Source organism: Streptomyces puniciscabiei, from assembly GCF_006715785.1.
GTDB lineage: Bacteria > Actinomycetota > Actinomycetes > Streptomycetales > Streptomycetaceae > Streptomyces > Streptomyces puniciscabiei.
In genome coordinates this window covers 1841797-1866710 of record NZ_VFNX01000001.1, presented here as the reverse complement: position 1 = coordinate 1866710, position 24914 = coordinate 1841797, and the positions used below count along the sequence as shown (strand labels likewise).

General features: G+C 73.5%; 14 protein-coding genes. 11 read left to right on the top strand and 3 right to left on the bottom strand.

Annotation, left to right across the window (positions count from 1 at the left end):
• Positions 1-4: 4 nt before the first annotated feature.
• The 8 genes from FB563_RS08335 (at position 5) to moeZ (ending at position 10560) form a co-directional block, all read left to right on the top strand.
• On the top strand, positions 5-1021 hold the full coding sequence (locus FB563_RS08335) for an ABC transporter permease (protein WP_055709825.1): 1017 nt from the start codon (positions 5-7) through the stop codon (positions 1019-1021).
• Positions 1018-2016: an ABC transporter permease gene (locus tag FB563_RS08330; RefSeq protein ID WP_055709824.1), complete on the top strand. Its 999-nt coding sequence runs from the start codon at positions 1018-1020 to the stop codon at positions 2014-2016. The genes FB563_RS08335 and FB563_RS08330 overlap by 4 nt, the downstream gene beginning before the upstream one ends.
• Positions 2013-3605 carry a dipeptide ABC transporter ATP-binding protein gene (locus FB563_RS08325; protein WP_055709823.1) on the top strand — a complete coding sequence of 531 codons (1593 nt, stop codon included), beginning with the start codon at positions 2013-2015 and terminating at the stop codon, positions 3603-3605. Before FB563_RS08330 ends, FB563_RS08325 begins: the two co-directional genes overlap by 4 nt.
• A gap of 236 nt (positions 3606-3841) precedes the next feature.
• Positions 3842-5503, top strand: a complete 1662-nt coding sequence (locus tag FB563_RS08320) for a glycosyltransferase (protein ID WP_055709822.1) — start codon at positions 3842-3844, stop codon at positions 5501-5503.
• A 473-nt stretch (positions 5504-5976) separates the two neighbouring features.
• Complete coding sequence (locus FB563_RS08315; protein WP_234357899.1) at positions 5977-7353, top strand: hypothetical protein; 1377 nt, start codon at positions 5977-5979, stop codon at positions 7351-7353.
• A gap of 268 nt (positions 7354-7621) precedes the next feature.
• A complete protein-coding gene (locus tag FB563_RS08310; protein WP_055708602.1) occupies positions 7622-8581 on the top strand; it encodes an NAD-dependent epimerase/dehydratase family protein in 960 nt (319 codons plus the stop codon).
• The gene (locus FB563_RS08305) at positions 8569-9318 is read left to right on the top strand and encodes a spherulation-specific family 4 protein (RefSeq protein ID WP_055708603.1); all 750 of its coding nucleotides are present in this window, start codon (positions 8569-8571) and stop codon (positions 9316-9318) included. Before FB563_RS08310 ends, FB563_RS08305 begins: the two co-directional genes overlap by 13 nt.
• A 63-nt stretch (positions 9319-9381) precedes the next feature.
• Positions 9382-10560, top strand: coding sequence for an adenylyltransferase/sulfurtransferase MoeZ (moeZ, locus tag FB563_RS08300; RefSeq protein WP_055708604.1), 1179 nt, complete (start codon positions 9382-9384; stop codon positions 10558-10560).
• Between the two features lie 65 nt (positions 10561-10625).
• Here moeZ and FB563_RS08295 read toward each other — a convergent pair whose 3' ends face one another.
• The 3 genes from FB563_RS08295 to FB563_RS08285 all read right to left on the bottom strand — a co-directional run bounded on the left by FB563_RS08295 (position 10626) and on the right by FB563_RS08285 (position 16930).
• On the bottom strand, positions 10626-12179 hold the full coding sequence (locus tag FB563_RS08295; RefSeq protein ID WP_055708605.1) for an alpha/beta hydrolase: 1554 nt from the start codon (positions 12177-12179) through the stop codon (positions 10626-10628).
• Positions 12180-12326: 147 nt separating this feature from the next.
• A complete protein-coding gene (locus tag FB563_RS08290; RefSeq protein ID WP_055708606.1) occupies positions 12327-13871 on the bottom strand; it encodes an alpha/beta hydrolase in 1545 nt (514 codons plus the stop codon).
• A 152-nt stretch (positions 13872-14023) separates the two neighbouring features.
• A complete protein-coding gene (locus FB563_RS08285; RefSeq protein ID WP_055708607.1) occupies positions 14024-16930 on the bottom strand; it encodes a lysylphosphatidylglycerol synthase transmembrane domain-containing protein in 2907 nt (968 codons plus the stop codon).
• A gap of 186 nt (positions 16931-17116) precedes the next feature.
• Between FB563_RS08285 and FB563_RS08280 the strand changes: the two genes are divergently transcribed.
• From FB563_RS08280 to FB563_RS08270, 3 genes are all read left to right on the top strand, one after another.
• A complete protein-coding gene (locus FB563_RS08280; RefSeq protein WP_055708608.1) occupies positions 17117-17503 on the top strand; it encodes an MGMT family protein in 387 nt (128 codons plus the stop codon).
• 257 nt (positions 17504-17760) lie between these two features.
• Positions 17761-21216 carry an ATP-dependent helicase gene (locus tag FB563_RS08275; protein ID WP_107100737.1) on the top strand — a complete coding sequence of 1152 codons (3456 nt, stop codon included), beginning with the start codon at positions 17761-17763 and terminating at the stop codon, positions 21214-21216.
• Between the two features lie 116 nt (positions 21217-21332).
• On the top strand, positions 21333-24914 hold the full coding sequence (locus FB563_RS08270) for an ATP-dependent helicase (RefSeq protein ID WP_142218567.1): 3582 nt from the start codon (positions 21333-21335) through the stop codon (positions 24912-24914).

Below are 24914 nucleotides of genomic sequence, written 5' to 3'. Positions count from 1 at the left end.
CGCCGTGAGCGAGGCACTCGTCGCCGTCGAGGCCGCAGGGATGGACGCTTCCGTCCCGGCGGCCTCGGGGGCCCGTCAGTTCTGGCGGCGGCTGCGTGCGCAGCGCGCCGCCCTGGTCGCCGCGGCCGTCGTCGCGCTGCTCGTCCTGGTGGCGCTCGCCGCCCCGCTGCTCACCGCGCTGGAGGGCCAGGACCCCACCACCTACCACCCGTCCCTGATCGACTCCGCGCGTGGCGGCGTGCCCATGGGCTCCCTCGGCGGCATGAGCGCCGACCACTGGCTGGGCGTCGAACCGCAGACCGGCCGCGACCTGTTCGCCCGGCTGGTCTACGGCGCGCGCGTGTCGCTGGGCGTCGCGCTCGCGGCCACGGTGCTGCAGGTCGTCATCGGGGTCGTGGTCGGTGTCGGCGCCGCGCTCGGCAACCGATGGGTTGATCAACTGTTGAGCCGGGCCACGGACGTCATCGTGGCGATGCCGCTGATGATCATGTCGCTGGCGCTGCTGGCCGTCGTGCCCCCCAGCTTTCCGCGGCCGGTCCTGGTGACCCTGGTCATCGGCCTGATCGGCTGGGGCACCATCGCGAAGATCGTGCGGGCCCAGACGCTGTCCCTGAAGGGGCTCGACTACGTCTCCGCCGCCCGGCTGAGCGGCTGGGGCGCCTGGCGGGTCGCGCGCCGCGAACTGCTGCCCGGCCTTGCCGCGCCCGTCATCACCTACGCCGCGCTGCTGGTGCCCATGAACATCTCCGTCGAGGCGGCGCTGTCTTTCCTCGGCGTCGGCGTGAAGCCTCCCACCCCGTCCTGGGGACAGATGCTGACCGCCGCGGACGTCTGGTACCAGGCCGCGCCGCAGTACCTGCTGCTGCCGGCCGGCGCCCTGTTCGTCACCGTCCTCTCCCTCACCGTCCTCGGTGACGGCGTGCGCACCGCACTGGACCCGCGCGCCGCCTCCCGCCTGCGCGTCGGCACCGGCCGCAAGGACGTCGAGAACGCCAGGAGCGAGAAGGAGGCCTCCGCATGAGCGGCTTCGGCGGATTCCTGCTGCGCCGCGCCGTCGGCGCGGTGGTCACGCTGCTCGCCATCTCGGTAATCGTCTACGTCGTCTTCTACGTCACCCCCGGCAACGTCGCCCAGATCACCTGCGGCCCGCGCTGCTCACCGGTACAGGTGCACCAGGTCGCCGAGCAGCTGAAGCTGGGCGACCCCCTCTACCTGCGCTACTGGCACTTCCTGCAGGGCCTGTTCGCCGGCCAGGACTTTTCCACGGGCACCGCGGTCGAGCACTGCGCCGCGCCCTGCCTGGGCCAGTCGTACCAGACCGACCAGCAGGTCCTGGACATCATCCTGACCAGGCTGCCGGTCAGCCTGTCGCTGGTTCTCGGCGCCATGGTGGTGTGGCTCGTCCTCGGCGTCGGCACCGGTGTGCTGTCCGCGTGGCGGCGCGGCCGGGTCTCCGAGCGCGTACTGACCGCGATCACCCTCGCGGGCACGGCCACCCCCGTCTTCGTCATCGGCCTGGTGCTGATGATCGTCGTCTGCGGCGAACTGCAGCTGCTGCCCTTCCCGCAGTACGTGAACTTCTCGGACGACCCCGAGCAATGGGCCTGGAATCTGCTGCTGCCCTGGCTCTCGCTCGCCCTCATCGAGGCCGCGGCCTTCGCCCGCCTCACCCGTGCGGCCATGCTGGAGACCCTCGCCGAGGACCACATCCGCACCTTCCGGGCGTACGGCGTCGGCGAGCGCTCCATCGTCGGCCGGCACGCCCTGCGCGGCGCGCTCGCGCCCGTGATCGCGCTGAACGCCAACAACGTCGGCTCCGCCGTCGGCGGTGCCGTCCTCACCGAGACCCTGTTCGGGCTGCCCGGCATCGGCCAGGAGCTGGTGCACGCGGTCAACGTCGTCGACCTGCCGGTGGTCGTCGGCATGGTCCTGGTCATCGGCTTCTTCGTGGTCCTCGCCAACGCCTTCGCGGACGTCCTGTACGCGGTGGCCGACCGACGGGTGGTGCTCGCATGAGCCTGGTGGATGTCACGGGCCTGACCGTCGAGTTCGGCTCGCTGCGGGCCGTGGACGGCCTCTCCTTCAGCCTGGCCGAGGGTGCCGCGCTGGCCCTGGTCGGCGAGTCCGGCTCCGGCAAGTCCACGGTCGCGGGCGCCCTGCTGGGCCTGCACCGCGGCACCGGAGCCCGGGTCACCGGCTCGGTCCGCGTCGCCGGCACGGACGTACAGGCGGCTTCGGACGAGGAGTTGCGGCGCCTGCGCGGCGCCAAGGCCGCCATGGTCTTCCAGGACCCGCTGTCCTCGCTGGACCCGTACTACGCGATCGGGGACCAGATCGCCGAGGTCCACCGCGTGCACACGCGCGTGTCGCGCCGCGCCGCACGCGCGCGTGCCGTGGAGGTGCTGGAGCGGGTTGGAATTCCGGACGCGGCACGGCGGTCCCGGTCCCGGCCGCACGAGTTCAGCGGCGGCATGCGCCAGCGCGCCCTCATCGCCATGGCCCTTGCCTGCGAGCCCGACCTGCTGATCGCCGACGAGCCGACCACCGCCCTCGACGTCACCGCCCAGGCCCAGATCCTCGACCTGCTGCACACACTGCGCGAGGAGACCGGCATGGGCCTGCTGCTCGTCACCCATGACGTGGGTGTCGCCGCCGAGAGCGTGGACGACGTCCTCGTCATGCGGCACGGCAGGGTCGTCGAGCACGGCCCGGTCGGCACGGTCCTCGCGGCGCCCTCAGCGGCGTACACCCGGGAACTCCTCGACGCCGTCCCGCGCGTGGACGCCCGCCGCACCGCCTCCCAGGCCTGTGACGAGGTCGTGCTGGAGGCCACCGGGCTGCGGCGCGAGTTCGGGCGTGGCAGGCGGGCGTTCGCGGCCGTGGACGACGTCAGCCTCACCGTCCGCCGCGGCGAGACGCTCGGCGTGGTCGGCGAGAGCGGCAGCGGCAAGACCACCCTCGGCCGCATGCTCGTCGGGCTGCTGGAGCCGACCGCCGGCGCGATCCGCTACGCGGGCCGCCCGCACACCGGCGTGAACCCGGCCGTACAGATGGTCTTCCAGGACCCCGTCTCCTCCCTCAACCCCCGCCGCAGCGTGGGCGAGTCCATCGCCGACCCGCTACGCGCGCGTGGCGAACAGGACGAGCGGCGCATCCAGGGGCGCGTGACGGAACTGCTGGAGCGCGTGGGGCTCGAGAAGGCGCACTACGACCGCTATCCGCACGAGTTCAGCGGCGGCCAGCGCCAGCGCATCGGCATCGCCCGGGCGCTCGCCGCCGAACCGCGCCTCATCGTCTGCGACGAGCCGGTCTCCGCGCTCGACGTCACGACACAGGCCCAGGTGGTCGAGCTGCTCGGCGAACTCCAGCGGGAACTCGGCCTCGCGCTGGTCTTCATCGCCCACGACCTCGCCGTCGTACGACAGGTCAGCGACCGGGTCGCGGTGATGCGCCATGGCCGGGTGGTGGAGTACGGGCCCGCCGACGAGGTGTACGACAGCCCCCGCGAGCCGTACACCCGGCAGCTCCTGGCGGCCGTACCGGCGCTCGACCCCGAGCTGGCGGCACAGCGGCGCGCGGCGCGGCGGGAACCGGCCGTGGCGTAACGTTTCGTGCACGGTCGATCGCCGTGTGAGGCCTTAGCGCGGCCGAACGCGACCCGCACGCGAAAGTTACGACCGTTCACCCCTTTTGGTGGCGCGATGGACAACCGTCCGTCGCGCCACCGCCTTGTCCCCTTACGTTCGTCCCGCTGCGAGCCGCCGAACGGCGGCTCACCGGACGGGAGATCGGGGGTGCACACGTGCGCATCGGACTGCTTACGGAAGGTGGCTACCCGTATGTGAGCGGTGACGCCGGACTCTGGTGCGACCGGCTCGTGCGCGGGCTCGACCAGCATGAGTTCGACATCTACGCGCTCAGCCGCAGCCGGCGCCAGGAGGACGACGGCTGGGTCCCGCTCCCACCACAGGTCAGCCGGGTGCGTACGGCGCCGCTGTGGACGGCCGAGGACGACGGGGTCACCTACTCACGGCGCGCGCGACGGCGCTTCACCGAGTGCTACGGAGAATTGCTCGCCGCCGTGTGCGCCGGTCCCGGAGCCGCCTCCGAGGAGATGCCCACCGATCTGGCGGACCGTTTCGGCAGCGCCCTGTACGGACTCGCCGAACTCGCCAGGGACGAGGGCGGCCTGGTCGGCGCCCTGCGCTCGGACGCCGCCGTACGCACCCTCGAACGCGCCTGCCGCGCCCCCGGCGCACTGCGCACGGCGCGCGAGGCGCGCGTACCCGACCTGCTCACCGTCACCGCACACCTCGAACGCGCCCTGCGCCCCCTCTCCCTCGACTGGTACGGCGACGACGGCCTCGGCGCGGCCGACCTCTGCCACGCCGCCGCCGGCGGCCCCGCGGCCCTCCCCGGGCTGCTCGCCCGGCACTTCTGCGACGTGCCGCTGCTCGTCACCGAGTACGGCGTGCAGCTCCGCTCGCACTACCTGGCCCTCGGCCCCGACACCACGCCCCCCGCCGTACGCGCGCTGCTCGCCGCCTACCAGGGCCGGCTCGCCGCCGAGGTCTACCGGCGCGCCGAGGTCCTCACCCCCGGCAACGCCCACGCCCGTCGCTGGCAGGAGCGGTGCGGCGCCGACCGCGCCCGGATCCGCACGGTCTACCCGGGCATGGACGCCACCCGCTTCGCGGAGGTCGGCGAGGCCCCGGACCGCGCCGAGCCCGGCACTCTGGCCTGGGTCGGGCGCGTCGAACCCGCCAAGGACCTGATCTCGCTGCTGCACGCCTTCGCCGAGGTCCGCAAGGAGGAGCCCAAGGCGCGTCTCCGGATCGTCGGCGCGCCCTCCGGGCCCGAGGGCGCGGCCTACCTCGGCCACTGCCGGGCACTCGCCGCGCAGCTCTTCCCGGACGAGGCGGAGGGCGTGCACGCCGTCGGCGACAACCCGGTCTCCTTCGAGGAGATCGGCGGCCCGGAGGCCCCCACACTGGCCGAGGCGTACGCCGCGGGAGCGGTCGTCGTCCTCTCCAGCGTCGTCGAGGGCTTCCCCGTCGGCCTGATCGAGGCCATGTTCTGCGGCCGGGCCACGGTGTCCACCGACGTCGGCGCGGTGGTGGAGGTCATCGGCGGCACCGGGCTCGTCGTGCCCCCGCGCAATCCGCGGGCGCTCGCCGAGGCGTGCGTGGCGCTGCTGCGCGACCCCGAGCGTCGTGAGCGCCTCGGCGCCGCCGCACGCGCCCGTGCACTCGAACTGTTCACCGTCGAGCAGAACATCGCGGCATTTCACGGCATTTACCTGCAGATCGTCGCGCACTGCCCGGTGCGCCGGGTCGTCCTCGACGAGGCCGGCGAGCCCCTGCCGTTCGCCACCCCCGCCGAGTCCCACGTCCCCGGCCGCTGGACCGGCCCCACGGCCCGTGTCCTGCCCCGGAGCGTCCCCGGCTGGGTCACGGCCCCAGCGGTACGCGCGACACGACTGGCCGCCGCCGAGGGGGCGTGATGGACACACGTGACGACGGCATGAGCGCAGACCGCGCCGGAGCGATGGCGGACCGCGCGGGCGGAGACCGCACTTGGGCGGCGGCCGAGGTGAGCGAACGGGGCGCGCCGGGCGACCTCCGGCCGCTGAGCACGGGAGCGCCGGGCGGATCGGGGGACGCCGGGTCGGCCGTCTGGGCGCCGGAGGCACCGGGTGGCCTGGGCCGGCGGGGCAGTGGGATGCCTACCGAGGCGGATGACCCGAGTCCGGCTGCTGAGGCACCGGAAGCGCTGAGCGGGCCGGGAGCGCGGCGTACTGGGGTGTCCGGAGAGACGGAGTACCCGGGTTCGGCCGCAGCGATGCCGGGGGAGGCGGGCGCGCTGGGCGCCGGCGGGCCGGGCGGGGCGGAGGGCTCGCGTTCGGCTGTCGTGCCGGGGGCTCACGATGACAGTCGCCGCGCGGTGAGCGCTCCGGGCGGGCTGGACCGACCCGGGATGCCCAGTACGGCCGAGCCTTGGGAGGACGCGCAGTCGGGGGAGTGGTTCGAGGCGGAGCCGGGCGGTCAGGACGCCGGGTCCTGGGAGACCTCGTCGGCGCCGTCCGCCACCGTCGCCGGTGCGCGAGGCCCCGCCGGTGCCGTCCAGCCGACCGGGCGGCCGGGCCGTCCCGGAGCGGTCGCCGCGGCCACTCGGGCGGGATCGGCCGACTCGCCGCCGGACAACCCACCCTCCGGCAAGGGCGAGTCGGGCACGAGGCGCGTGGCCGCACCCCGGCGGGGCGCCGCGGACCCCGTGAAAGCCCTGCTGCACCGGCACCGCGAGCTGTGCGAGCGGGCCGTGGACCCCTTGGAGATCGCCGCCGGGCTGGAGGCGCACGGCGTCACCGACCGGACCGCCGCCCGCTTCCGCCACCGCGATGTCTTCTCGCTCGCCGAGGAGCTGTACGCGCGCGTGCCCCGCACCGGCGAGCAGGTCCCGCAGTCCGAGCCCCTGCCCGTGCCCCGGGTGCGCGCGGTCTGGATCCTGCTCACCCTCCTGCCCGGCGCGCTCGGCGCGGCCACCGTGGCCGGACTGCGCCTGACCCACGGACAGCCCCGCCTCCTGACCGCCGTCGTCGGCATCATCGCCATGGCCCTGGCCACGCGTACCGCACTGCGCCACGGCCCCCTAGCCAGCCCGCCCGGCACGCACGCATGGCGTACGGCGAACGGCACGCGTGCGTGGACCCTGTGGCTGCTCGGCTACGCCCTCCTCGGCGACGGCCTCCTCCATGCCGTCGTGACCGGTGGCCCCGACGCCCTGCCGACCGGCGCCCCGGACGGCCCCTGGCCCACGGCCGTCGCGCCCACCTTGGCCCTGATCCTGGCCTGTGCCCCGGCGGCCTGGTGCGCCCACCTGCTCAGCGCGGGCGCCCGCCGCAGGCTCGCCGGCAGCCGGGGCCTCGAGGACTTCACGGCCGCCGCCAAGCCGTTGCTGTTCGGCACGTTCACCGTGTTTCTGGGCGTGCTCACCGCCCTGCTCCTGGTCTGCGGCGCCGTACTGCACGAACCCGTGGCCTACCCGCAGACCCTCGCCCTCGGTGCCCTGCTGCTCCTCGCCCGCCTGCTCACCGTGCACGGGCACCGGCACGCCCCGGCCGTGGCGCTCGGTGCCGCTGTGGCCATGGAGGCCGTCGCCCTCGCCCTGCCGTCGGCCGGGAGGCTGCCGGGCTGTGCCGTCCTGGCGGCGCCCGTAAGGACGCTTCTGGACACCTGGGGCGAGGCCGCCGTCCCGGTCCTCGCCTGCGGCACGGCCGCGCTGGCCCTGTTGTGCCACGCCGGCCGCACCCTCACCCGGGCCTCGGCACACGCTCCCACGGGGGCTCCCGACTGAATCTGCCGCCGCCGGCCCGAACCGCAGCCGGAGGCGACCGCACCACCCCTTTTTTTGAAGGAGAACGCCAGATGACCACCTCCCGACCCGGAGCGTCCGGTGCCCCCGGGGCCGCCGGCACCGCAAGCGCGGGCGGGCCCACCGCACCCTCTCGGCCCAGCACACCCTCTTGGCACGCAGCACCCAATGGCCCCCTCGGCCACCTTCGTACCGTCAGTCACCTCGGCCCCGCCGGTCACGCCGGCGCCGACACCCCCGGAGTCGCCCGATGAGGGTCCTGCTGATCGGAGCCAACGGATACATCGGCCGCTTCGTCGCCGACCGTCTGCTCGCCGACCCGGCCGTCCAGCTCACCGCACTAGGCCGCGGCGACGACGCCGACGTCCGCTTCGACCTCGCCACCGGCAGCCCCGGCGCCCTCACCCGCTTCCTCGACGCGGTCCACCCCGGGGTCGTCATCAACTGCGCCGGCGCCATCCGCGGCGGCGCCCGCGATCTGACCCGGCACAACACCGTTGCCGTCGCCACCGTCTGCGAGGCCCTGCGCCGCAGCGGCTGCGGGGCCCGTCTGGTGCAGATCGGGTGCAGCGCCGAGTACGGGCCGAGCCAGCCCGGCTCCTCCACCGCCGAGGACGCCGTACCGCGCCCCGGCGGCCCGTACGGTGTGAGCAAGCTCGCCGCGACCGAACTGGTCCTCGGCTCCGGACTGGACGCCGTCGTGCTGCGGGTCTTCTCCCCGGCAGGGCCGGGCACCCCGGCCGGCTCCCCGCTGGGCCGGCTCGCCGAGGCGATGCGGCGCGCGATGCAGTCCGGCGACGGCGAGCTCAAGCTCGGCGGCCTCGGTGTGCAGCGCGACTTCGTCGACGTACGCGACGTCGCCCGCGCCGTGCACGCCGCCTCGCTCTCCGCCGCCCAGGGCGTCATCAACATCGGCTCCGGCCGCGCCGTCCGCCTCCGCGACGCCGCCGCCGTCCTCGCACGCGTGGCCGGATACGGCGGCGCCCTGCACGAACTCGACGCCCCGCCCGGACCGTTGCGCGGCGCGATCGGCCACCCCCGCGCCGACTCCGACCACGCGGCCCCGGCAGCGTACCCGTACCCGGACGGCTGCGGCAGCTGGCAGCAGGCCGACGTGCGCACCGCCCGCGACCGGCTCGGCTGGCGGCCCCGCATCAACCTCGAGGAATCCCTCGCCGACATCTGGATGGAGGCGGCATGCCGCATCTGACCAGCACCACAGCAGGCGCCACGAGCACCGGCCTGCGCACCGCCATCGGCGTCCCCGGCTATGCCCACCCGCTCGTCGCCCCCGCCCAGTGGGCCGAGCTCGCCCGCCCGGGCATCCCGCTGGACTGGGTCGTCCTGAACGTGGCCGCCGGCCCGGGCACCCGGCCGGACCCGCACTGCCTGGAGGCCGCGGGCCGGCTGCGCGGTGCGGGCGTCCGGGTCCTCGGCCACCTGGACCTCACCCATGGCGCCCGAGCCTTCGCCGACCTGCTCTCCGACGCCCACCGCTACCTCGACTGGTACCGGGTCGACGGCTTCCTGCTGGACCGCTGCCCCACCGACCGCACCGCCCTCCCCGAGGTGCGCCGCGCGGTCACCACGCTCCGCATGATCAGTGACTCCGCCCACATCGTCCTCGGCCACGGCACCCATCCGCACCCCGGGTACGCGGAGAACGCCGACCAACTCGTGACCTTCTCCGGCCCCTGGTCCGACTACCGCTGGTCGCAGGTCGCCGAGTGGACCGCCGACTATCCGCCGGACCGCTTCTGCCACTTCGTGCACGGAGTGCCCCGCGGCCATCTGGAGGAGGCGCTGCGCATCGCCCGGTGGCAGGGAGCGGCGACGATCTACTTCACCGACCGCACGGACCGCGGTGGCCGCATCGACCCCTGGGAGACCATGCCCGGCTACTGGGACGAAATCGTCTCGCGTATCGGAACAGGTGTCTCGGAATGAAGAAGGCCATGGCAGTGTTACGAGGAGAACAACTGTAGTGATTGACCGACCAACGGAGTCCCCGTGTCGCTGCCACCCCTGGTCGAGCCGGCTTCTGAGCTCACCGTAGACGAGGTCCGCAGGTACTCCCGCCACCTGATCATCCCCGACGTGGGCATGGACGGGCAGAAGCGGCTGAAGAACGCCAAGGTGCTCTGTGTGGGCGCCGGCGGCCTGGGCTCGCCGGCGCTGATGTACCTGGCCGCCGCGGGCGTGGGCACGCTCGGCATCGTGGAGTTCGACGAGGTCGACGAGTCGAACCTGCAGCGCCAGATCATCCACAGCCAGTCCGACATCGGCCGCTCCAAGGCCGAGTCCGCCCGCGACACCGTCAAGGGCATCAACCCGTACGTGAACGTGGTCCTGCACGAGGAGCGGCTCGAGGCCGACAACGTGATGGACCTGTTCAGCCAGTACGACCTGATCATCGACGGCACCGACAACTTCGCGACGCGCTACCTGGTCAACGACGCCTGCGTGCTGCTGAACAAGCCGTACGTGTGGGGGTCGATCTACCGCTTCGACGGCCAGGCCTCCGTCTTCTGGTCCGAGCACGGCCCCTGCTACCGCTGCCTCTACCCGGAGCCCCCGCCGCCCGGCATGGTCCCCTCCTGCGCCGAGGGCGGCGTCCTGGGCGTGCTCTGCGCGTCCATCGGCTCCATCCAGGTCAACGAGGCCATCAAGCTCCTCGCGGGCATCGGCGAGCCGCTGGTCGGCCGCCTGATGATCTATGACGCCCTGGAGATGACGTACCGCCAGGTCAAGGTCCGCAAGGACCCGAACTGCGCGGTCTGCGGCGAGAACCCCACCGTCACCGAGCTCATCGACTACGAGGCCTTCTGCGGCGTCGTGTCCGAGGAGGCCCAGGCGGCCGCCGCCGACTCCACGATCACTCCGAAGCAGCTCAAGGAGTGGATCGACGAGGGCGAGAACATCGAGATCATCGACGTCCGCGAGCCGAACGAGTACGAGATCGTCTCCATCCCGGGCGCCCGGCTGATCCCGAAGAACGAGTTCCTCATGGGCACCGCCCTGGAGGGCCTCCCGCAGGACAAGAAGATCGTCCTGCACTGCAAGACGGGTGTCCGCAGTGCGGAAGTCCTCGCCGTCCTGAAGTCCGCGGGCTTCGCCGACGCCGTGCACGTCGGCGGCGGCGTCATCGGCTGGGTCAACCAGATCGAACCGCACAAGCCGGTCTACTGAGCCGGTTCCCCGGTGCGGGTGGTGGGGGCCTCGGGTGCGTACGGCGCCCGGGGCCCCCGTCCGCGTCAGGAGCAGACCTTGCCGTCCTTCGGCACCGTCCCGTTCAACAGGTAGGCGTTCACCGTCGAGTCGACGCAGTCGCTGCCGTTGCCGTACGACCCATGTCCCTCGCCCTTCCAGGTGAGTTCCACGCCGACGCCCTTGCCCAGCTCGTCGGCCATTCTGCGGGCGCCCTCGTACGGCGTGGCCGGGTCGCCGGTGTTGCCGACCAGCAGGATCGGCGCCGCTCCCGGGGCGCTGACCTCCGGATGCGTGTACTGGCCCGGCACCGGCCAGTCGTGGCACCAGCCGGACGTGTCCCAGCCCAGAAAGTCCCCGAACACCGGCGAGATCCGCTCGAACTCCGCCAGCCGTTTCCTCGTCTGCGCGAGCGTCGGCCGCTCCCTCTGGTCCAGGCACGATATGACCCGCTGGGAGTGGGACGTCGTGCCGTAGTGACCCGAGGAGTCCCGCTCGTCGTAGTCGTCGGCGAGCGCCAGCAGCGGTGAACCGTCGCCCTTCTCCGCCGAGTCGAGCGCGGCGGTCAGCCTCGGCCAGCCGGCCTCGCTGTACAGCGGCAGGACGATTCCGGTGACCGCGAGAGAGTCGGTCAGTTTCCGCCCGGACGACGTCGGCAGCGGTCGCGAGTCGATCCGCTTCAGCAGGGCCGCGATCTTCCGGGTGCCCTGCGCGGGGTCCTGTCCGGTGGACTTCAGGTAGTCGTCCAGCGCCCGCTGGAAGCCGCGGGCCTGGTTCTCCGCCTGGCCCACCGTGTCCGCGGTCGGGTCGACCACCGCGTCGAGGATCAGCCGTCCCACCCGCTTCGGGAACAAGTGGGCGTACACACCGCCGAGTTCGGTGCCGTAGGAGATGCCGAAGTAGTGTATCCGCGTGTCGCCGAGGACCTGCCGGATCAGATCCATGTCCCGGGCGGTGTCGGTGGTGGACACATGGGCCAGCAAGGTGCCGGCCGCCTTCTGGCAGCCCTGGCCGAAGTCGGCGGCGTCCTGGAAGAAGGCCTTCTCCTCGCGTGGGGTGTCCGGTGTGGCGTCCACGTCCTCGGTGGCCTGGATCTGCCGGTCGCCGCGGCACCGGACGCCCTCACTGGCGCCTACTCCGCGCGGGTCCCAGCTCACCAGGTCGTAGCGCCCGCGGAGTTTCGCCACGCTGTTCGCGTAGTACGGCATCATCTCCAGGCCCGAGCCGCCCGGGCCGCCGAAGTTGAACAGCAGCGACCCGATTCGGTTCCCGCCCGTCGCCCGCGCGCGGATCAGCGCCAGGCCGATCGTCGCACCGCCCGGCTCGGACCAGTCCAGCGGCACCTTGAGCGTCGCGCACCGCCAGTCGCCGCTCGGTGCGGGGGAGTCCCCCGTGGCCTTGCACCCGTGCCAGTCGAGGCGCTGCGAGGTGAGGGAGGCGGGCAGGTCGCTCGCCGACGCCGACGGGGGAGCGGCGCTCGTGCCCCGGCTCCGTTCGCCCTTGTGCCCCTTCCCCTCGCGGCTCCCGCCCGGCGAGCCGCCGCAGCCGGCCACCAGCAGCGCCGCGGCCACCGCGGCCGTCCAGCGCAGGAATCGCCTCATACGCACCCCCCTCACAGGCCCTTCGCGTCGTGCCGCGCCGGGCGTCCAGGCCATGGTAGGCACATCCGACCGAGCCCTGGGCAGCCTGTGGATAACGCTCTGACCAGCGGATTCTTCGCGGGTGCGGGATGGTTCGGGTGGGGCGGGTCAGGAGCAGACCGTGCCGGCCTTCGGCTCCCTCCCGTCCAGCAGATAGCCGTTCACCGCGCTCTGCACGCACCTGTTCTTGCTGTCGTACGCACCGTGCCCCTGGCCCTTGTACGTCAGCTCCACGGCGACCCCCTTGCCGAGTGCGTCCGCCATCTTCCTCGCGCCCTCGTAGGGGGTGGCCGGGTCGCCGGTGTTGCCGACGACGAGGATGGGCGCCGAGCCGGGCGCGCTGACGTCGGGATGGTCGGCGGCACCGGCCACGGGCCAGTCGGTGCAGCTGAGCATGCCCCAGGCCAGGTAGTCGCCGAACAGCGGGGAGGCGGCGCGGAACTCGGGCAGTTTCTGCTGGACGTAGTCGGCGGTGTATCGCGGCTTCTCGTCGGCGCAGTTGATGGCGACGTTCGCCGCGGTGATGTTGCTGTACTGGCCGTCCTCGCTTCGGCCGTTCATCGAGTCGGACAGCAGCATGAGGATCTTGCCGTCGCCCGCGTAGGCCTGCTCGAGGCCCTCGGTGAGGTACTCCCAGAAGTCCTTGGAGTACAGGGACTGTGCGATGCCGTTCGTCGCGGCGGTCTGGGTGAGCTGGCGCGGCGGGATGCCGGGGATCGGCCTTTTCTCCAGGTCGTTCAGCAGCTTCGCGATGCGGTTCTTCACGTCCTGCGCGCTGGTGCCGATCGGGCATTCCGTGGTCTTCGAGGCGCAGTCCTCGGCGAAGTTGTCCAGCGCGAGCTGGAAGCCCTTTGCCTGTCCGAGCGAGCTCTGCTCGGGGTTCTGCGTGGGGTCGACGACGGCGTCGAGCACGGCCCGGCCGACGTTCCCGGGGAACAGGTGGGCGTACACGCCGCCGAGTTCTGTGCCGTACGAGATGCCGAAGTAGTGCAGTTTGTCGTCGCCGAGCACCTGGCGCATCAGGTCCATGTCGCGGGCCGCGTCGGTTGTCGCCACGTGCGGCAGGATCTTCTTGGAGTTCTTCTCGCAGGCCGCGTTGAACTGCTTCGTACGGTCCAGGAGTTGGGTGCGTTCGGCGCTGTCGTCGGGGGTCGCGTCCTGCTGGAAGTACGTGTCCAGCTGGGAGTCGCTCACGCACTTCACCGGCGCGCTGCGGCCGACCCCCCGTGGGTCGAAGCTGACCAGGTCGTAGCGGGTGCGGAGGGCGGCGTAGTCCGAGGCGAAGGCGGGCAGCGCGCTGACGCCGCTGCCACCGGGGCCGCCGAAGTTGAACACGAGCGAGCCGATCCGCCGGCTCGCGGGGCCGCTGGCCTTGGCGCGGATCAGGGCGATGCCGATGGTGTCGCCCTTCGGTTTGCTCCAGTCCAGCGGCGCCTTCATGGTGGCGCACTGCCATGTGCCGCCGTTCGGCAGCGGGGACGGGGCACTTCCGCCGCCCTCGGCCTCGGACGGAGCCGGGCAGTCCTTCCAGTCCAGCTTCTGCGCCGCGAGGTCGCCGTCCCTGCTGCCGTCGCCGCAGCCGGCCAGCAGTGCGGAGAGCAGCAGGGCAGTGGTGGTCAGGGCTGCGGCGCGCAGCCGGGAGGGGTTCGCCATGCTCCCATCCTGGAGGCGCGCACGCCGGGGCGCGCGGGGCGCGGGCCGTACGAGGTACGGGCACCCGGCGCCCGGACAGGGCTCTCTGCGCGGTGCACCCCGTGCCCGCACAGGGCTCTCTGCGCGGTGCACCCCGTGCCCGTACCGGCTCCCTAGAGGGCTCCCTTCCGGGTGAGCTGGTTGAAGGCGAGCCAGCCCGGAAGCACCGGCAGCCACAGCGTGAGCAGGCGGTACAGCAGGACGGCCGGCGCGGCGACCTCCTTGGGCAGGCCGAAGGCGATGAGGCCGAGTGTGAGGCTCGCCTCGACCGCGCCCACGCCGCCCGGGGTGGGCGCCGCGGACCCGAGCGCGTTGCCGGCGAGGAAGACGACGGCGACGCTGGCGATGCTCAGCGAGGCCGAGCCGCCGCCGAACGCCCGGATCGAGGCGTCCAGGCACATCACGAAGCAGGCCGTCAGCAGGAGCATGCCGCCGATGCCGGTGACGAGCTTCTGCGGGCGCTGGAGCACGTCGAGCATGCGCGGTACGACACCGGCGAAGAGCGACCGCACGCGCGTGACGACGAATTTCCGCAGGAACGGCACCGAGGTCACCACGAGCACCAGCACCGCCACGGTCAGCAGGCCCGCGATGACCGTACGGGACGGCGACAGCGACGGCGTCTTCTCGGTGCCGGTCAGATAACCGAAGGACAGCAGCATCAGGATGTGGCAGCCGAGCCCGAAAAGCTGCGACGCTCCGACGCTCGCCACGGCGAGACCCGCGCGTACGCCGGCGCGCTGCAGGAAGCGCGTGTTGAGGGCGACACCACCCACCGCGGCCGGCGCCACGATCTTCACAAAGGACCCGGCGACCTGCGCGCCCACCGTCCTCAGGAAGGGCACCCGCTCCGGCACGAACCCCAGCAGCGCCATGGCCGCGGCGACGTAGCTGAGCGCGGAGAACAGCACCGCGGCGACCACCCAGCCCCACTGCGCCTGCGCGAACAGCGTGCCGAACTGGATGTGGGTGAGCTGCGTCAGCAGGTAGTAGGCGCCGATCGCACCCGCGATGAAGCTGATGAGGGTGCGCGGCCGTACCCGCTCCAGCCGGGCCGGCTCGACGGGGGCCTGCGGCCTGATCCGCAGCACCTCGTGCCGGATCTGGGTGAGCAGGTCCTCCTCGCGGGCCTCTTCGAGGGCCTCCTCCATGGCCCGCCGCTCCGCGCGCTGCTCGGCGCGGACCGTCTTCTTGTCGGGCTTTTCGAGGTCGGCCCCGCTCGTTCCGGCCCCCTCCTCCGTGCGCGCCTGCCTGGCCTGCCGGGACGCCTCGAGGACCGCCTCGCGCTCGCGCTGGGCGCGCTCCCGGGCCAGCCGGCGCAGCGTCGCGCGCGTGGAGCGCGTCAGGGCGATCGGCTGCAGCATCGGCAGACAGTCGGCGACCGCGTCGGGCCCGAGCACCCGGACGGCGGAGGCCACCGCGCGCTCGGCGCCCACCCGCAGAGCGAGCGTCGTGACCAGCTGCGCCACGTCCATGCGCAGCAACAGCTCGCCGGCCGCGATCTCACCGCCGCGCAGTTCGGTGAGGATCACCCTGCCGGAACGATCCACCAGAATCGCGTCACCCGCGAGTCTGCGGTGCGCGATGCGCCGCGACTGCAGCGCCTGCACCTGGTGCCAGGTGTTGCGCAGCAACTCGTCGGTGATCTCCTCGTCGGCCAGCGAGTCCAGCGTGCGCCCGCCGGTGTGCTCGTACACGAGCATGACCGCGTCGGGGCCGAGTTCGGAGGTGGCGATCAGCTTGGGCGCGTTGGCGCCGGCCGCGATCGCCGCGTACGCCAGCAGCGCCTCCTGCTCCAGCGCCTGGCGCAGCGACTGGAGGCTGGAGCGGGTGGCGAAGCCGCGCAGGGTGAGATTGCGCCACGCGCGGTAGAAGAAGCCCTGGGCCTGCTGTTCCCGGTCCACGACCGTGACGTCCAGCGGCGGGCCGTCCTCCAGGGTGACGAAGTAGCGCCGGCCGCGATCGCCGTTCTCCGTCTCCACGGCCTCCTCGCGCGCCGCGCTGACCGGGTGGAAGCCGACGTGCCTGAGACCTGCCATCAGCGTCTGGCCGGTGGGGCGGACGTTGGGGGAGCCGACCGCGTACAGCGTGCCGTAGGCGATGGTCCAGCCGATCAGTACCGTCAGGATGATCGAGAACGGGGTCGTGTAGCCGGTGACCAGCATCGAGAAGGCGTCGAGCAGCAGCACGATCCACAGCACCGCGCGCCATCTGGGTCTGCGGGACATGCCGACGGCCGTCATATAGGCGATGACGGGTGCCAGATAGCCGTGCACGGGATCGGTCAGGGCGTGGATGTCGCCCGGGGAGGGCTGGGTGAGCGCCTCCTGGATCGAGCCCGGGGCGGCCCGCGCCACCCACAGGTCGGTCGCGAGGGTCACTCCGTGGGCGAGAACGGCCGCGAGGACGCCGTCGGCGATGCGCAGCCCGTCGCGTTTGACCAGCCGCTCGATCGCGAAGGCGACCGGCACCAGCAGGATCGCGATGCTGGACGCCAGACCCGCGATCCGGATGAGCAGGTCGGGGGCCTGCCCGGTGCCCTTGTTGATGTCCTGCTCGAAGCCCGAGGTGGTGCCGTGCGCGAACGCGGCGATCGCGAGCAGCACCACGATGGCGAGCACGCCCACCAGGAGCCGCATGAGATCGGAGGGGCGGTGCACGCGCGCGGGGAGCAGCGGTTCGTCGCCTTCCACCGCCTCGGCGTGCGGATCGTCGTCCGCGCCGGGACCGTGGCCGGGCGGCGTGTTCTTCGGGACGTGAGCTCCCTCGGTGTCGCCGTTCGCGTCCTCACGCGCGCGTGTGCCGTCGTCTCCGTCGGTCTCACGCGCGCGCGTGCCGTCGTCCGCAGTGTCCTCACGCGCGCGTGCGGTGCCGTCTTCCGTGCCTTCGCGCCGGCGCGGAGCGGGGTCCCGCTGCTGGGCGGCTCCGCCGGTTTCGGCCGCGCCGGCGGCGGTGTCGGGGCGCGCGGCGGCGTCAGGGGTGCCCGCCGCGCCTTCGGGGTGCACGCCCTGCTGGTTCATGGTCTCTTCTTGGTCTCGTATCACCGGTCACCGCCCGCACGATGGTGGCATGCCCCACCGACACACGCGGGCATCAGGGTGCGGATGCGCGGGCGCACAGTCTGCCGGAAGCGCCGTCCGGGGGCGAGAGGGCCGTGCCCCGAGGTCCGCGCCGCGATGTCGGTGGCGTGCGGCAGGATGGGACGAATGAGCGAGCAGAGCCCTGCCGAGGACACCCCCGAGGACCGCGTGGACGCGCTGCCGGAGTACGCGGAGCGGGTCCTCGAGGTCGCCGAGCGGATCCCGCCGGGGCGGGTCATGACGTACGGCGATGTCGCCGAGTGGCTCGAGGAGGGGGGACCGCGCCAGGTCGGCCGGGTGATGTCGCTGTACGGAGGCGCCGTCCCGTGGTGGCGGGTGGTACGCGCCGACGGGATGCTGCTGCCCGGCCATGAACTGCGCGCGCTCGCCCACTACCGCGCGGAGGGCACGCCGCTGAAGGAGGCGGCCAGGAGCGCCCAGGGGCATCTGCCGCGGATCGACATGCGGCGGGCCCGATGGGACGGCGGGGCGGGCGCGGTGGGTCACATCTGACAGCTTCCGCCATTGGGTGCCCTCGGTGAGAACCCATGGCCCGTTCGGGTGACGTGGGGGACATCCGTGGCATGACGTACGTTCGTGGGTTGTGGGACACACGTGGCCCGCGCGCCCCGAGGGAACAAGCGGAAGCCCTGCTTCCGCCCCGTGTGGCGGCGTAGCGTCGGCTGCACGTGTCCCCCTCACCCCGCGGCCACCGTCTCGCACCCGTGACCGCCCGCCCACCAGCACGAACACCAGGACCGGCACATCACGTGAGCTCCTCTTCCTCCACCAGGCACCTGCCGCACCCCCCGGTGCGGCAGGGGAGCCGTGGCGCTTACCGACTGGTCCGTACCCCGCCGACCGCCGTCGACCCCCCTCGTCTGGACGCGGCACAGCGCGCCGTGGTTGACCACCGCGCCGGACCCCTGCTCGTCCTCGCCGGCCCCGGCACCGGCAAGACCACCACCCTCGTGGAGTCCGTGGCCGCGCGGATCGCCCGCGGTACCGACCCCGAGCGCATCCTGGTGCTGACGTTCAGCCGCAAGGCCGCCGTCGACCTGCGCGACCGCATGGCCGTGCGCATCGGCGCCGCCCGCGCGCCCCGGGCGACCACGTTCCACTCGTACTGCTACGCACTGGTGCGCGCCCACCAGGACAGCGGCCTGTTCACCGAACCCCTGCGGCTGCTCTCCGGCCCGGAACAGGACGTCACCGTACGCGAGCTGCTCGCCGGGCAGCCCGAACTGCAGCGGCTCGGACTGGCGCACGTGCGCTGGCCCGACGAGCTGCGCGCCTGTCTGACCACGCGGGGCTTCGCCGACGAGGTCCGCGCGGTCCTCGCCCGCAGCCGCGAGCTGGGCCTCGGTCCCGACGCGCTGGAGGCCTTCGCCCGCCGCATCGGGCGCCCCGACTGGCGCGCCGCGGCCGCGTTCCTCGCCGAGTACCTGGACGTGCTCGACATGCAGGGGGTGATCGACTACGCGGAACTGGTACACCGCGCGGTCCTGCTCGCGCGCCGCCCAGAGAACGCCGTACGGCTCGCCGCCCAGTACGACGCCGTGTACGTCGACGAGTACCAGGACACCGACCCCGCCCAGGTACGGCTCCTGCACGCGCTGGCCGGCGGCGGACGGACCCTGGTGGCCTTCGGCGACCCCGACCAGGCGATCTACGCCTTCCGGGGCGCGGACGTGAACGGCATCCTCGACTTCCCGGCCGCCTTCCCGCGCGCGGACGGCCGCCCCGCACCCGTCGAGGTGCTACGAGCCTCCCACCGCTCCGGTGCGGCCCTGTTGACCGCCACCCGGCTGATCGCCCGGCGCATGCCGCTGCCCCGGCTGCCCGCCGACAAGGTCCGCGCGCACCGCGAGCCGGCCGCTGTGCGGGACGGGGGACGCGTCGAGGTCTACACCTACCCGACGGCCGGCACGGAACTGGACAACATCGCGGACATCCTGCGCCGCGCGCACCTGGAGGACGGCGTCGCCTGGAGCGACATGGCCGTCCTGGTCCGGGCGGGCTCCCGCACCCTGCCGACCCTGCGCCGCGCCCTCACCGCGGCCGGCGTCCCGCTGGACATCGACGGCGACGACCTGCCCCTGCGCCACGAGCCGGCGGTGGCCCCCCTGCTCACCGCCCTGCGCGCGGTGGCCACGGCGGCGTCCCGGGGTCACGAGGAAAGCGCAGCCGCGCTCGCAGCCGCTCCCCAGGATGGACCTTCCGGGGAGCCCGGGGGAACCACCTCCGAGCCCGAGGGGACCCCCTCTCAAGAGGCCGAACAGGCTGCCACTGCCAACGCCGCTCCCGAGGACGCCGCCCCGCAGGACACCGCAGAGCCGGCCCCGGACACCACCTGGCTCGACACTGAGACCGCGCTCACCCTGCTCGCCTCCCCCCTCGCCGGCATGGATCCGGCCGACCTGCGCCGGCTCGGCCGTGCCCTGCGCGAGGAGGAGCGGGCGGCCGGCAATCCGCTGCCGCCCCCCTCCGACGTCCTGCTCGCCCGGGCGCTCGCCGAACCCGAGCGCCTGGCCGTGCACGACCCGGCCTACGCGCGCGGAGCGCAGCGCCTCGGCGCGCTGCTCCGCAAGGCCCGCGAGCGGCTCGCGGGCGGCGGTACGGCCGAGGAGGCGCTGTGGGACCTGTGGGAGGGCACGCCGTGGCCCGCGCGGCTGGAGCGGGCCGCCCGGCGCGGCGGCGCGGCCGGCCGCAACGCCGACCGGGACCTGGACGCCGTGTGCGCGCTGTTCGCCACCGCCGCGCGCGCGGAGGAGCGCACCGGAGGCCGTGGCGCGCTGAACTTCCTGGCGGAGATCGAGGCCGAGGACATCGCCGCCGACACGCTCGCCCGCCGCGCGGTACGCCCCGACGCCGTCCGCCTGATGACCGCGCACCGCGCCAAGGGCCTTCAGTGGCGGCTGGTCGTGGTCGCCGGTGTCCAGGAGGGCCTGTGGCCCGACCTGCGCCGCCGTGGCTCCCTGCTGGAGGCCGACCGCATCGGCCGCGACGGACTCGCCGAACCGCTCACCCCCGGCGCCCTGCTGGCAGAGGAGCGCCGCTTGTTCTACGTCGCCGCCACGCGCGCGCGTGAACGTCTCGTCGTGACCGCTGTGAAGGCGCCGGCCGACGACGGCGACCAGCCGTCCCGCTTCCTGACCGAACTCGGCGTCGAACCCCGGGACGTCACGGGCCGCCCCCGCCGCCCGCTGTCCGTGGCCGCGCTCGTCGCCGAGCTGCGCGCCACCACGGTCGACCCGCGCGCCTCCGCCGCCCTGCGGGAGGCCGCCGCCCGCCGCCTGGCCCGGCTCGCCGTGCTCGCCGACGAGGACGGCCGCCCCCTGGTGCCCTCCGCCCACCCCTACCGCTGGTGGGGCATGTACGACCCGACGGAGAGCAAGGTGCCGCTGCGCCACCGCGACCGGCCGGTCGTGCTCTCCGGCAGCGCTCTCGACCAGCTCGCCAACACCTGTGCGCTCCAGTGGTTCCTGGGCCGCGAGGTGAAGGCGGACGCCCCGGCCACCACCGCCCAGGGCTTCGGCAACGTCGTCCACGTCCTCGCCGACGAGGTCGCCTCCGGCCGCAGCCCGGCCGACCTCGACGTCCTCATGGAGCGCCTGGACTCGGTGTGGAACGCGCTCGCCTTCGACGCGCCCTGGAAGTCGCAGCAGGAGAAGGACAACGCGCGCGTGGCGCTCGAGCGCTTCCTGAACTGGCATGTGCTGGACCGCACCGGGCGCGCCCCGGTGGCGAGTGAGCAGGACTTCGACGTCACCCTCGAAGCGGGCGACTACCAGGTCCGCATCCGCGGCCAGATGGACCGGGTGGAGACGGACGCCGAGGGCCGTGCCTACGTGGTGGACTTCAAGACCGGAAAGCAGGCGCCCAGCGCCGCCGAGGTGGCCCGCCACCCCCAGCTCGCCGTCTACCAGCTCGCCGTCCGTGAAGGCGCCGCCGACGAGGCCTTCGACGGCGTGCGTCCCGAACCCGGCGGCGCCGAACTGGTGCACCTCAGACAGGGCGCCGCCCAGCGCGACGGAGGCGACAGCCTGCCCAAGGTGCAGACCCAGGAGCCGCTGTCGGGGGAGTGGGTCGGCGAGCTGCTGGCCACCGCCGCCGGCAAGGTCCTCGACGAGCGGTTCGCGCCGAACACCGGCCAGCACTGCACGCACTGCGCGTTCCGCGCCTCGTGCAGCGCCCGGCCCGAGGGACGCCACGTGGTCGAGTGAGCCACCGCCAGATGCCGGGGTGACGTACGGCACCACGCAGGCTGACCTGCGCTTCTTCCTCCCCGGAAAGCCGATCCGGACCCGACTGTCAGTGGCCGCCGCTAGCCTTTTCCGACATGCCCTCCCGTATCACCGACCCCGAGCAGCTCAAGGAGCTCCTCGGCATCCCGTTCACCCCGGAGCAGACGGCCTGCATCACCGCGCCGCCCGCCCCGCAGGTGATCGTGGCCGGCGCCGGGTCGGGCAAGACCACCGTGATGGCCGCCCGCGTGGTCTGGCTGGTCGGCACCGGCCAGGTCGCCCCCGAACAGGTCCTCGGCCTGACCTTCACCAACAAGGCCGCCGGCGAGCTGGCCGAACGCGTCCGCAAGGCACTGATCAAGGCCGGCGTCACCGACCCCGATGTCATCGACCCGGACAACCCGCCCGGCGAGCCGGTGATCTCGACGTACCACTCCTTCGCGGGCCGCCTCCTCACCGACCACGGCCTGCGCCTCGGCCTGGAACCCACCTCCCGCCTCCTCGCCGACGCCACCCGCTACCAGCTCGCCGCGCGCGTGCTGCGCGAGGCCCCCGGCCCCTACCCCGCGCTGACCCGCTCCTTCGCCGACCTTGTCAGCGATCTCCTCGCCCTCGACTCCGAACTCGCCGAACACCTCGTCGACCCCGAGGAGCTGCGCGTATGGGACGCGGACCTGCTGCGCACCCTCCAGAGCGCCAGACTGACCAACGCCGATCTGCGCAAGGTGCCCGAGACGGCCGCCGCGCGCCGCGAGCTGGCCGACCTCGTCCGCCGCTACCGGACCGCCAAACGCGAACGCGATCTGCTCGACTTCGGCGACCAGATCGCCCTGTCCGCCCGCCTCGCCCGCATGCCCGAGGTCGGCCGGCTGCTGCGCGAGGAGTTCCGCGTGGTGCTCCTGGACGAGTACCAGGACACGTCCGTGGCCCAACGCGTCCTGCTGGCGGGCCTGTTCGGCGGCGGAACGGGCCATCCCGTGACCGCCGTCGGCGACCCCTGCCAGGCCATCTACGGCTGGCGCGGCGCCTCCGTCGCCAACCTGGACGACTTCCCCGCGCACTTCCCGCACGCCGACGGCCGCCCGGCCACCCGGCAGGCGCTCAGCGAGAACCGCCGCAGCGGCGGCCGCCTCCTCGACCTCGCCAACGGGCTCGCCGAACCCCTGCGTGCCATGCACGCGGGCGTGGAGGCCCTGCGCCCGGCCCCCGGCGCCGAGTACGACGGCACGGTCCGCTGCGCGCTGCTGCCCACCCACGCTGAGGAGATCGACTGGATCGCCGGCTCCATCGCCCACCTCGTGCACACCGGCACGGCCCCCGGCGAGATCGCCGTCCTGTGCCGTACGGCGACCGACTTCGCCGAGATCCAGGGAGCCCTGGTGGCCCGGGACGTCCCCGTCGAGGTGGTCGGCCTGTCCGGGCTGCTGCACCTGCCGGAGGTCGCCGACCTCGTCGCCGTCTGCGAGGTCCTGCAGGACCCCGGCGCCAACGCCGCCCTGGTGCGCCTGCTGACCGGCCCGCGCTGGCGCATCGGCCCCCGCGACCTCGCCCTGCTGGGCCGCCGGGCCCGCCTTCTCGTCGCCCACGCACGCGTGGCGGACGACGACGACCCCGACCGCAGGCTCGCCGCGGCCGTCGAAGGGATCGACCCGGCGGAGGTGATATCGCTCGCGGACGCCCTCGACACCTTCCTCGAATCACCGGGGGAGGGCGACACCGATGACGACGAATTGCCGTTCTCGGCGGACGCGCGCGTGCGCTTCGCCCGGCTGGCGACCGAGCTGCGCGACCTGCGCCGCTCGCTGTCCGACCCGCTGATGGACGTCCTGCACCGCGTGCTCGCCGTCACCGGCCTGGAGGTGGAGCTGTCGGCGTCCCCGCACGCCCTGGCCGCCCGCCGCCGCGAGACCCTGTCCAATTTCCTGGACGTCGCCGCCTCCTTCGCGGCGAGCGACAGCGAGGCCACCCTGCTCGCCTTCCTCGGCTTCCTGCGCACCGCCGCGCAGTACGAGAAGGGCCTGGACAACGCCCTGCCCGGCGGCGAGAACACCGTCAAGGTGCTCACCGCCCACAAGTCCAAGGGCCTGGAGTGGGACGTCGTGGCCGTCCCCGGACTGGTCAAGGGCACCTTCCCCAGCGCGCAGGGCCGCGAGAAGTGGACGGCGCAGGCCAAGGTGGTGCCGCACGCCCTGCGGGGCGACACCGACACGCTGCCCGACGTCGACAGCTGGGACGCACGCGGCATGAAGGCCTTCCACGAGGCCATGAAGGACCACCAGCACACCGAGGAGCTCCGCCTCGGCTACGTCACCTTCACCCGCCCCCGCTCCCTCCTGCTGGGTTCCGGCCACTGGTGGGGCCCCAGCCAGAAGAAGCCGCGCGGCCCCTCCGACTTCCTCCAGGCCCTCCACGACCACTGCGCCGCCGGGTACGGCGAGATCGAGGCCTGGGCGGAGGAGCCCGCCGAGGACGCGGAGAACCCGGCCCTGCACACGGGCGGCGCCGACCAGGTGTGGCCGCTCCCGCTGAGCGCCGCCGCCCTGGCCCGCCGCCGCGCGGCCGCCGAGACCGTCCTGGCCCACCTGGACGCCCTCGCCGCCCAGGACACCGCCCACCCGCCGACCGCCCACGACCCCGCCGCCCTCGACGACCCGGACTGGCCCGTCCCGCCGGACGACGATCCCTACGGCGAGGATCCGTACGACGACCACGGCGGGAACCTCCCGTACAACGACCACGACGGGGACCTCCCGTACGACGACCACGGCGGGGACCTCCCGTACGACGAGGACCCCTTCGCCGGGGAAGAACCGCCCTACGATCCGCACTCCCCCACCCCCGCCGGCAGCGCCGACGGGGACGCCCGGAGTACCGACCGGCTCACCGTCCCGCACCAGGCGCCCGCCCCGGAACAGCGCCCCCGCCCCGCCGGGCCGCGGTACGACGCCGACCTCACCCCCGAGGAGGCCCGCACCATCGCCTCCTGGGACCGTGACCTGGACGCACTCACCGGAGAGCTGCTGCGCGCCCGCCAGGCCGTCACCGACGTCCCGCTGCCCGCCACACTCACCGCCTCCCAGCTGCTGCGCCTGGCCGACGACCCGGACGGGCTCGCGCAGGAACTCGCGCGCCCCATGCCACGCCCCCCGCAACCGGCCGCACGCCGGGGCACCCGGTTCCACGCCTGGGTCGAAGCCCGCTTCGAGGAACTGCGGCTGCCCCTGCTCGAACCGGACGAGCTGCCGGGCAGCGACGCCGAGATCTCCGACGAACAGGACCTCGAAGCCCTGAAGGAGGCGTTCGAGCGCACCGAGTACGCCCGGCGCACCCCCTACCGGGTCGAGGCCCCCTTCCAGCTCACCCTCGCCGGCCGTGTCGTACGAGGCCGTATCGACGCGGTGTACAAGCACGGCCACGGCGAGGGGGCGACGTACGAGATCGTCGACTGGAAGACCAGCCGCACCCGCACCGCCGACCCGCTCCAGCTCGCCGTGTACCGGCTGGCCTGGGCCGAGCAGCAGGGCGTGCCGCCGGAGTCGGTCACGGCCGCCTTCGTCTATGTGCGCAGCGGCGAGGTCGTACGGCCGCGTGACCTGCCGGACCGGGCCGCGCTGGAACGGCTCCTCAGGGAAGACACCCGAACGGAAGACTCCGAAACGGCACGGCAGGCAACCTGA

Bases quoted from the DNA above. Each gene is read 5' to 3' on its own strand.
- FB563_RS08290 (WP_055708606.1), bottom strand. From the start codon at position 13,871: ATGGCGAACCCCTCCCGGCTGCGCGCCGCAGCCCTGACCACCACTGCC.
- FB563_RS08310 (WP_055708602.1), top strand. From the start codon at position 7,622: ATGAGGGTCCTGCTGATCGGAGCCAACGGATACATCGGCCGCTTCGTC.
- FB563_RS08280 (WP_055708608.1), top strand. From the start codon at position 17,117: ATGAGCGAGCAGAGCCCTGCCGAGGACACCCCCGAGGACCGCGTGGAC.
- FB563_RS08295 (WP_055708605.1), bottom strand. From the start codon at position 12,179: ATGAGGCGATTCCTGCGCTGGACGGCCGCGGTGGCCGCGGCGCTGCTG.
- FB563_RS08325 (WP_055709823.1), top strand. From the start codon at position 2,013: ATGAGCCTGGTGGATGTCACGGGCCTGACCGTCGAGTTCGGCTCGCTG.
- FB563_RS08285 (WP_055708607.1), bottom strand. From the start codon at position 16,930: ATGAACCAGCAGGGCGTGCACCCCGAAGGCGCGGCGGGCACCCCTGAC.
- FB563_RS08330 (WP_055709824.1), top strand. From the start codon at position 1,018: ATGAGCGGCTTCGGCGGATTCCTGCTGCGCCGCGCCGTCGGCGCGGTG.
- FB563_RS08305 (WP_055708603.1), top strand. From the start codon at position 8,569: ATGCCGCATCTGACCAGCACCACAGCAGGCGCCACGAGCACCGGCCTG.
- FB563_RS08270 (WP_142218567.1), top strand. From the start codon at position 21,333: ATGCCCTCCCGTATCACCGACCCCGAGCAGCTCAAGGAGCTCCTCGGC.
- FB563_RS08315 (WP_234357899.1), top strand. From the start codon at position 5,977: ATGCCCAGTACGGCCGAGCCTTGGGAGGACGCGCAGTCGGGGGAGTGG.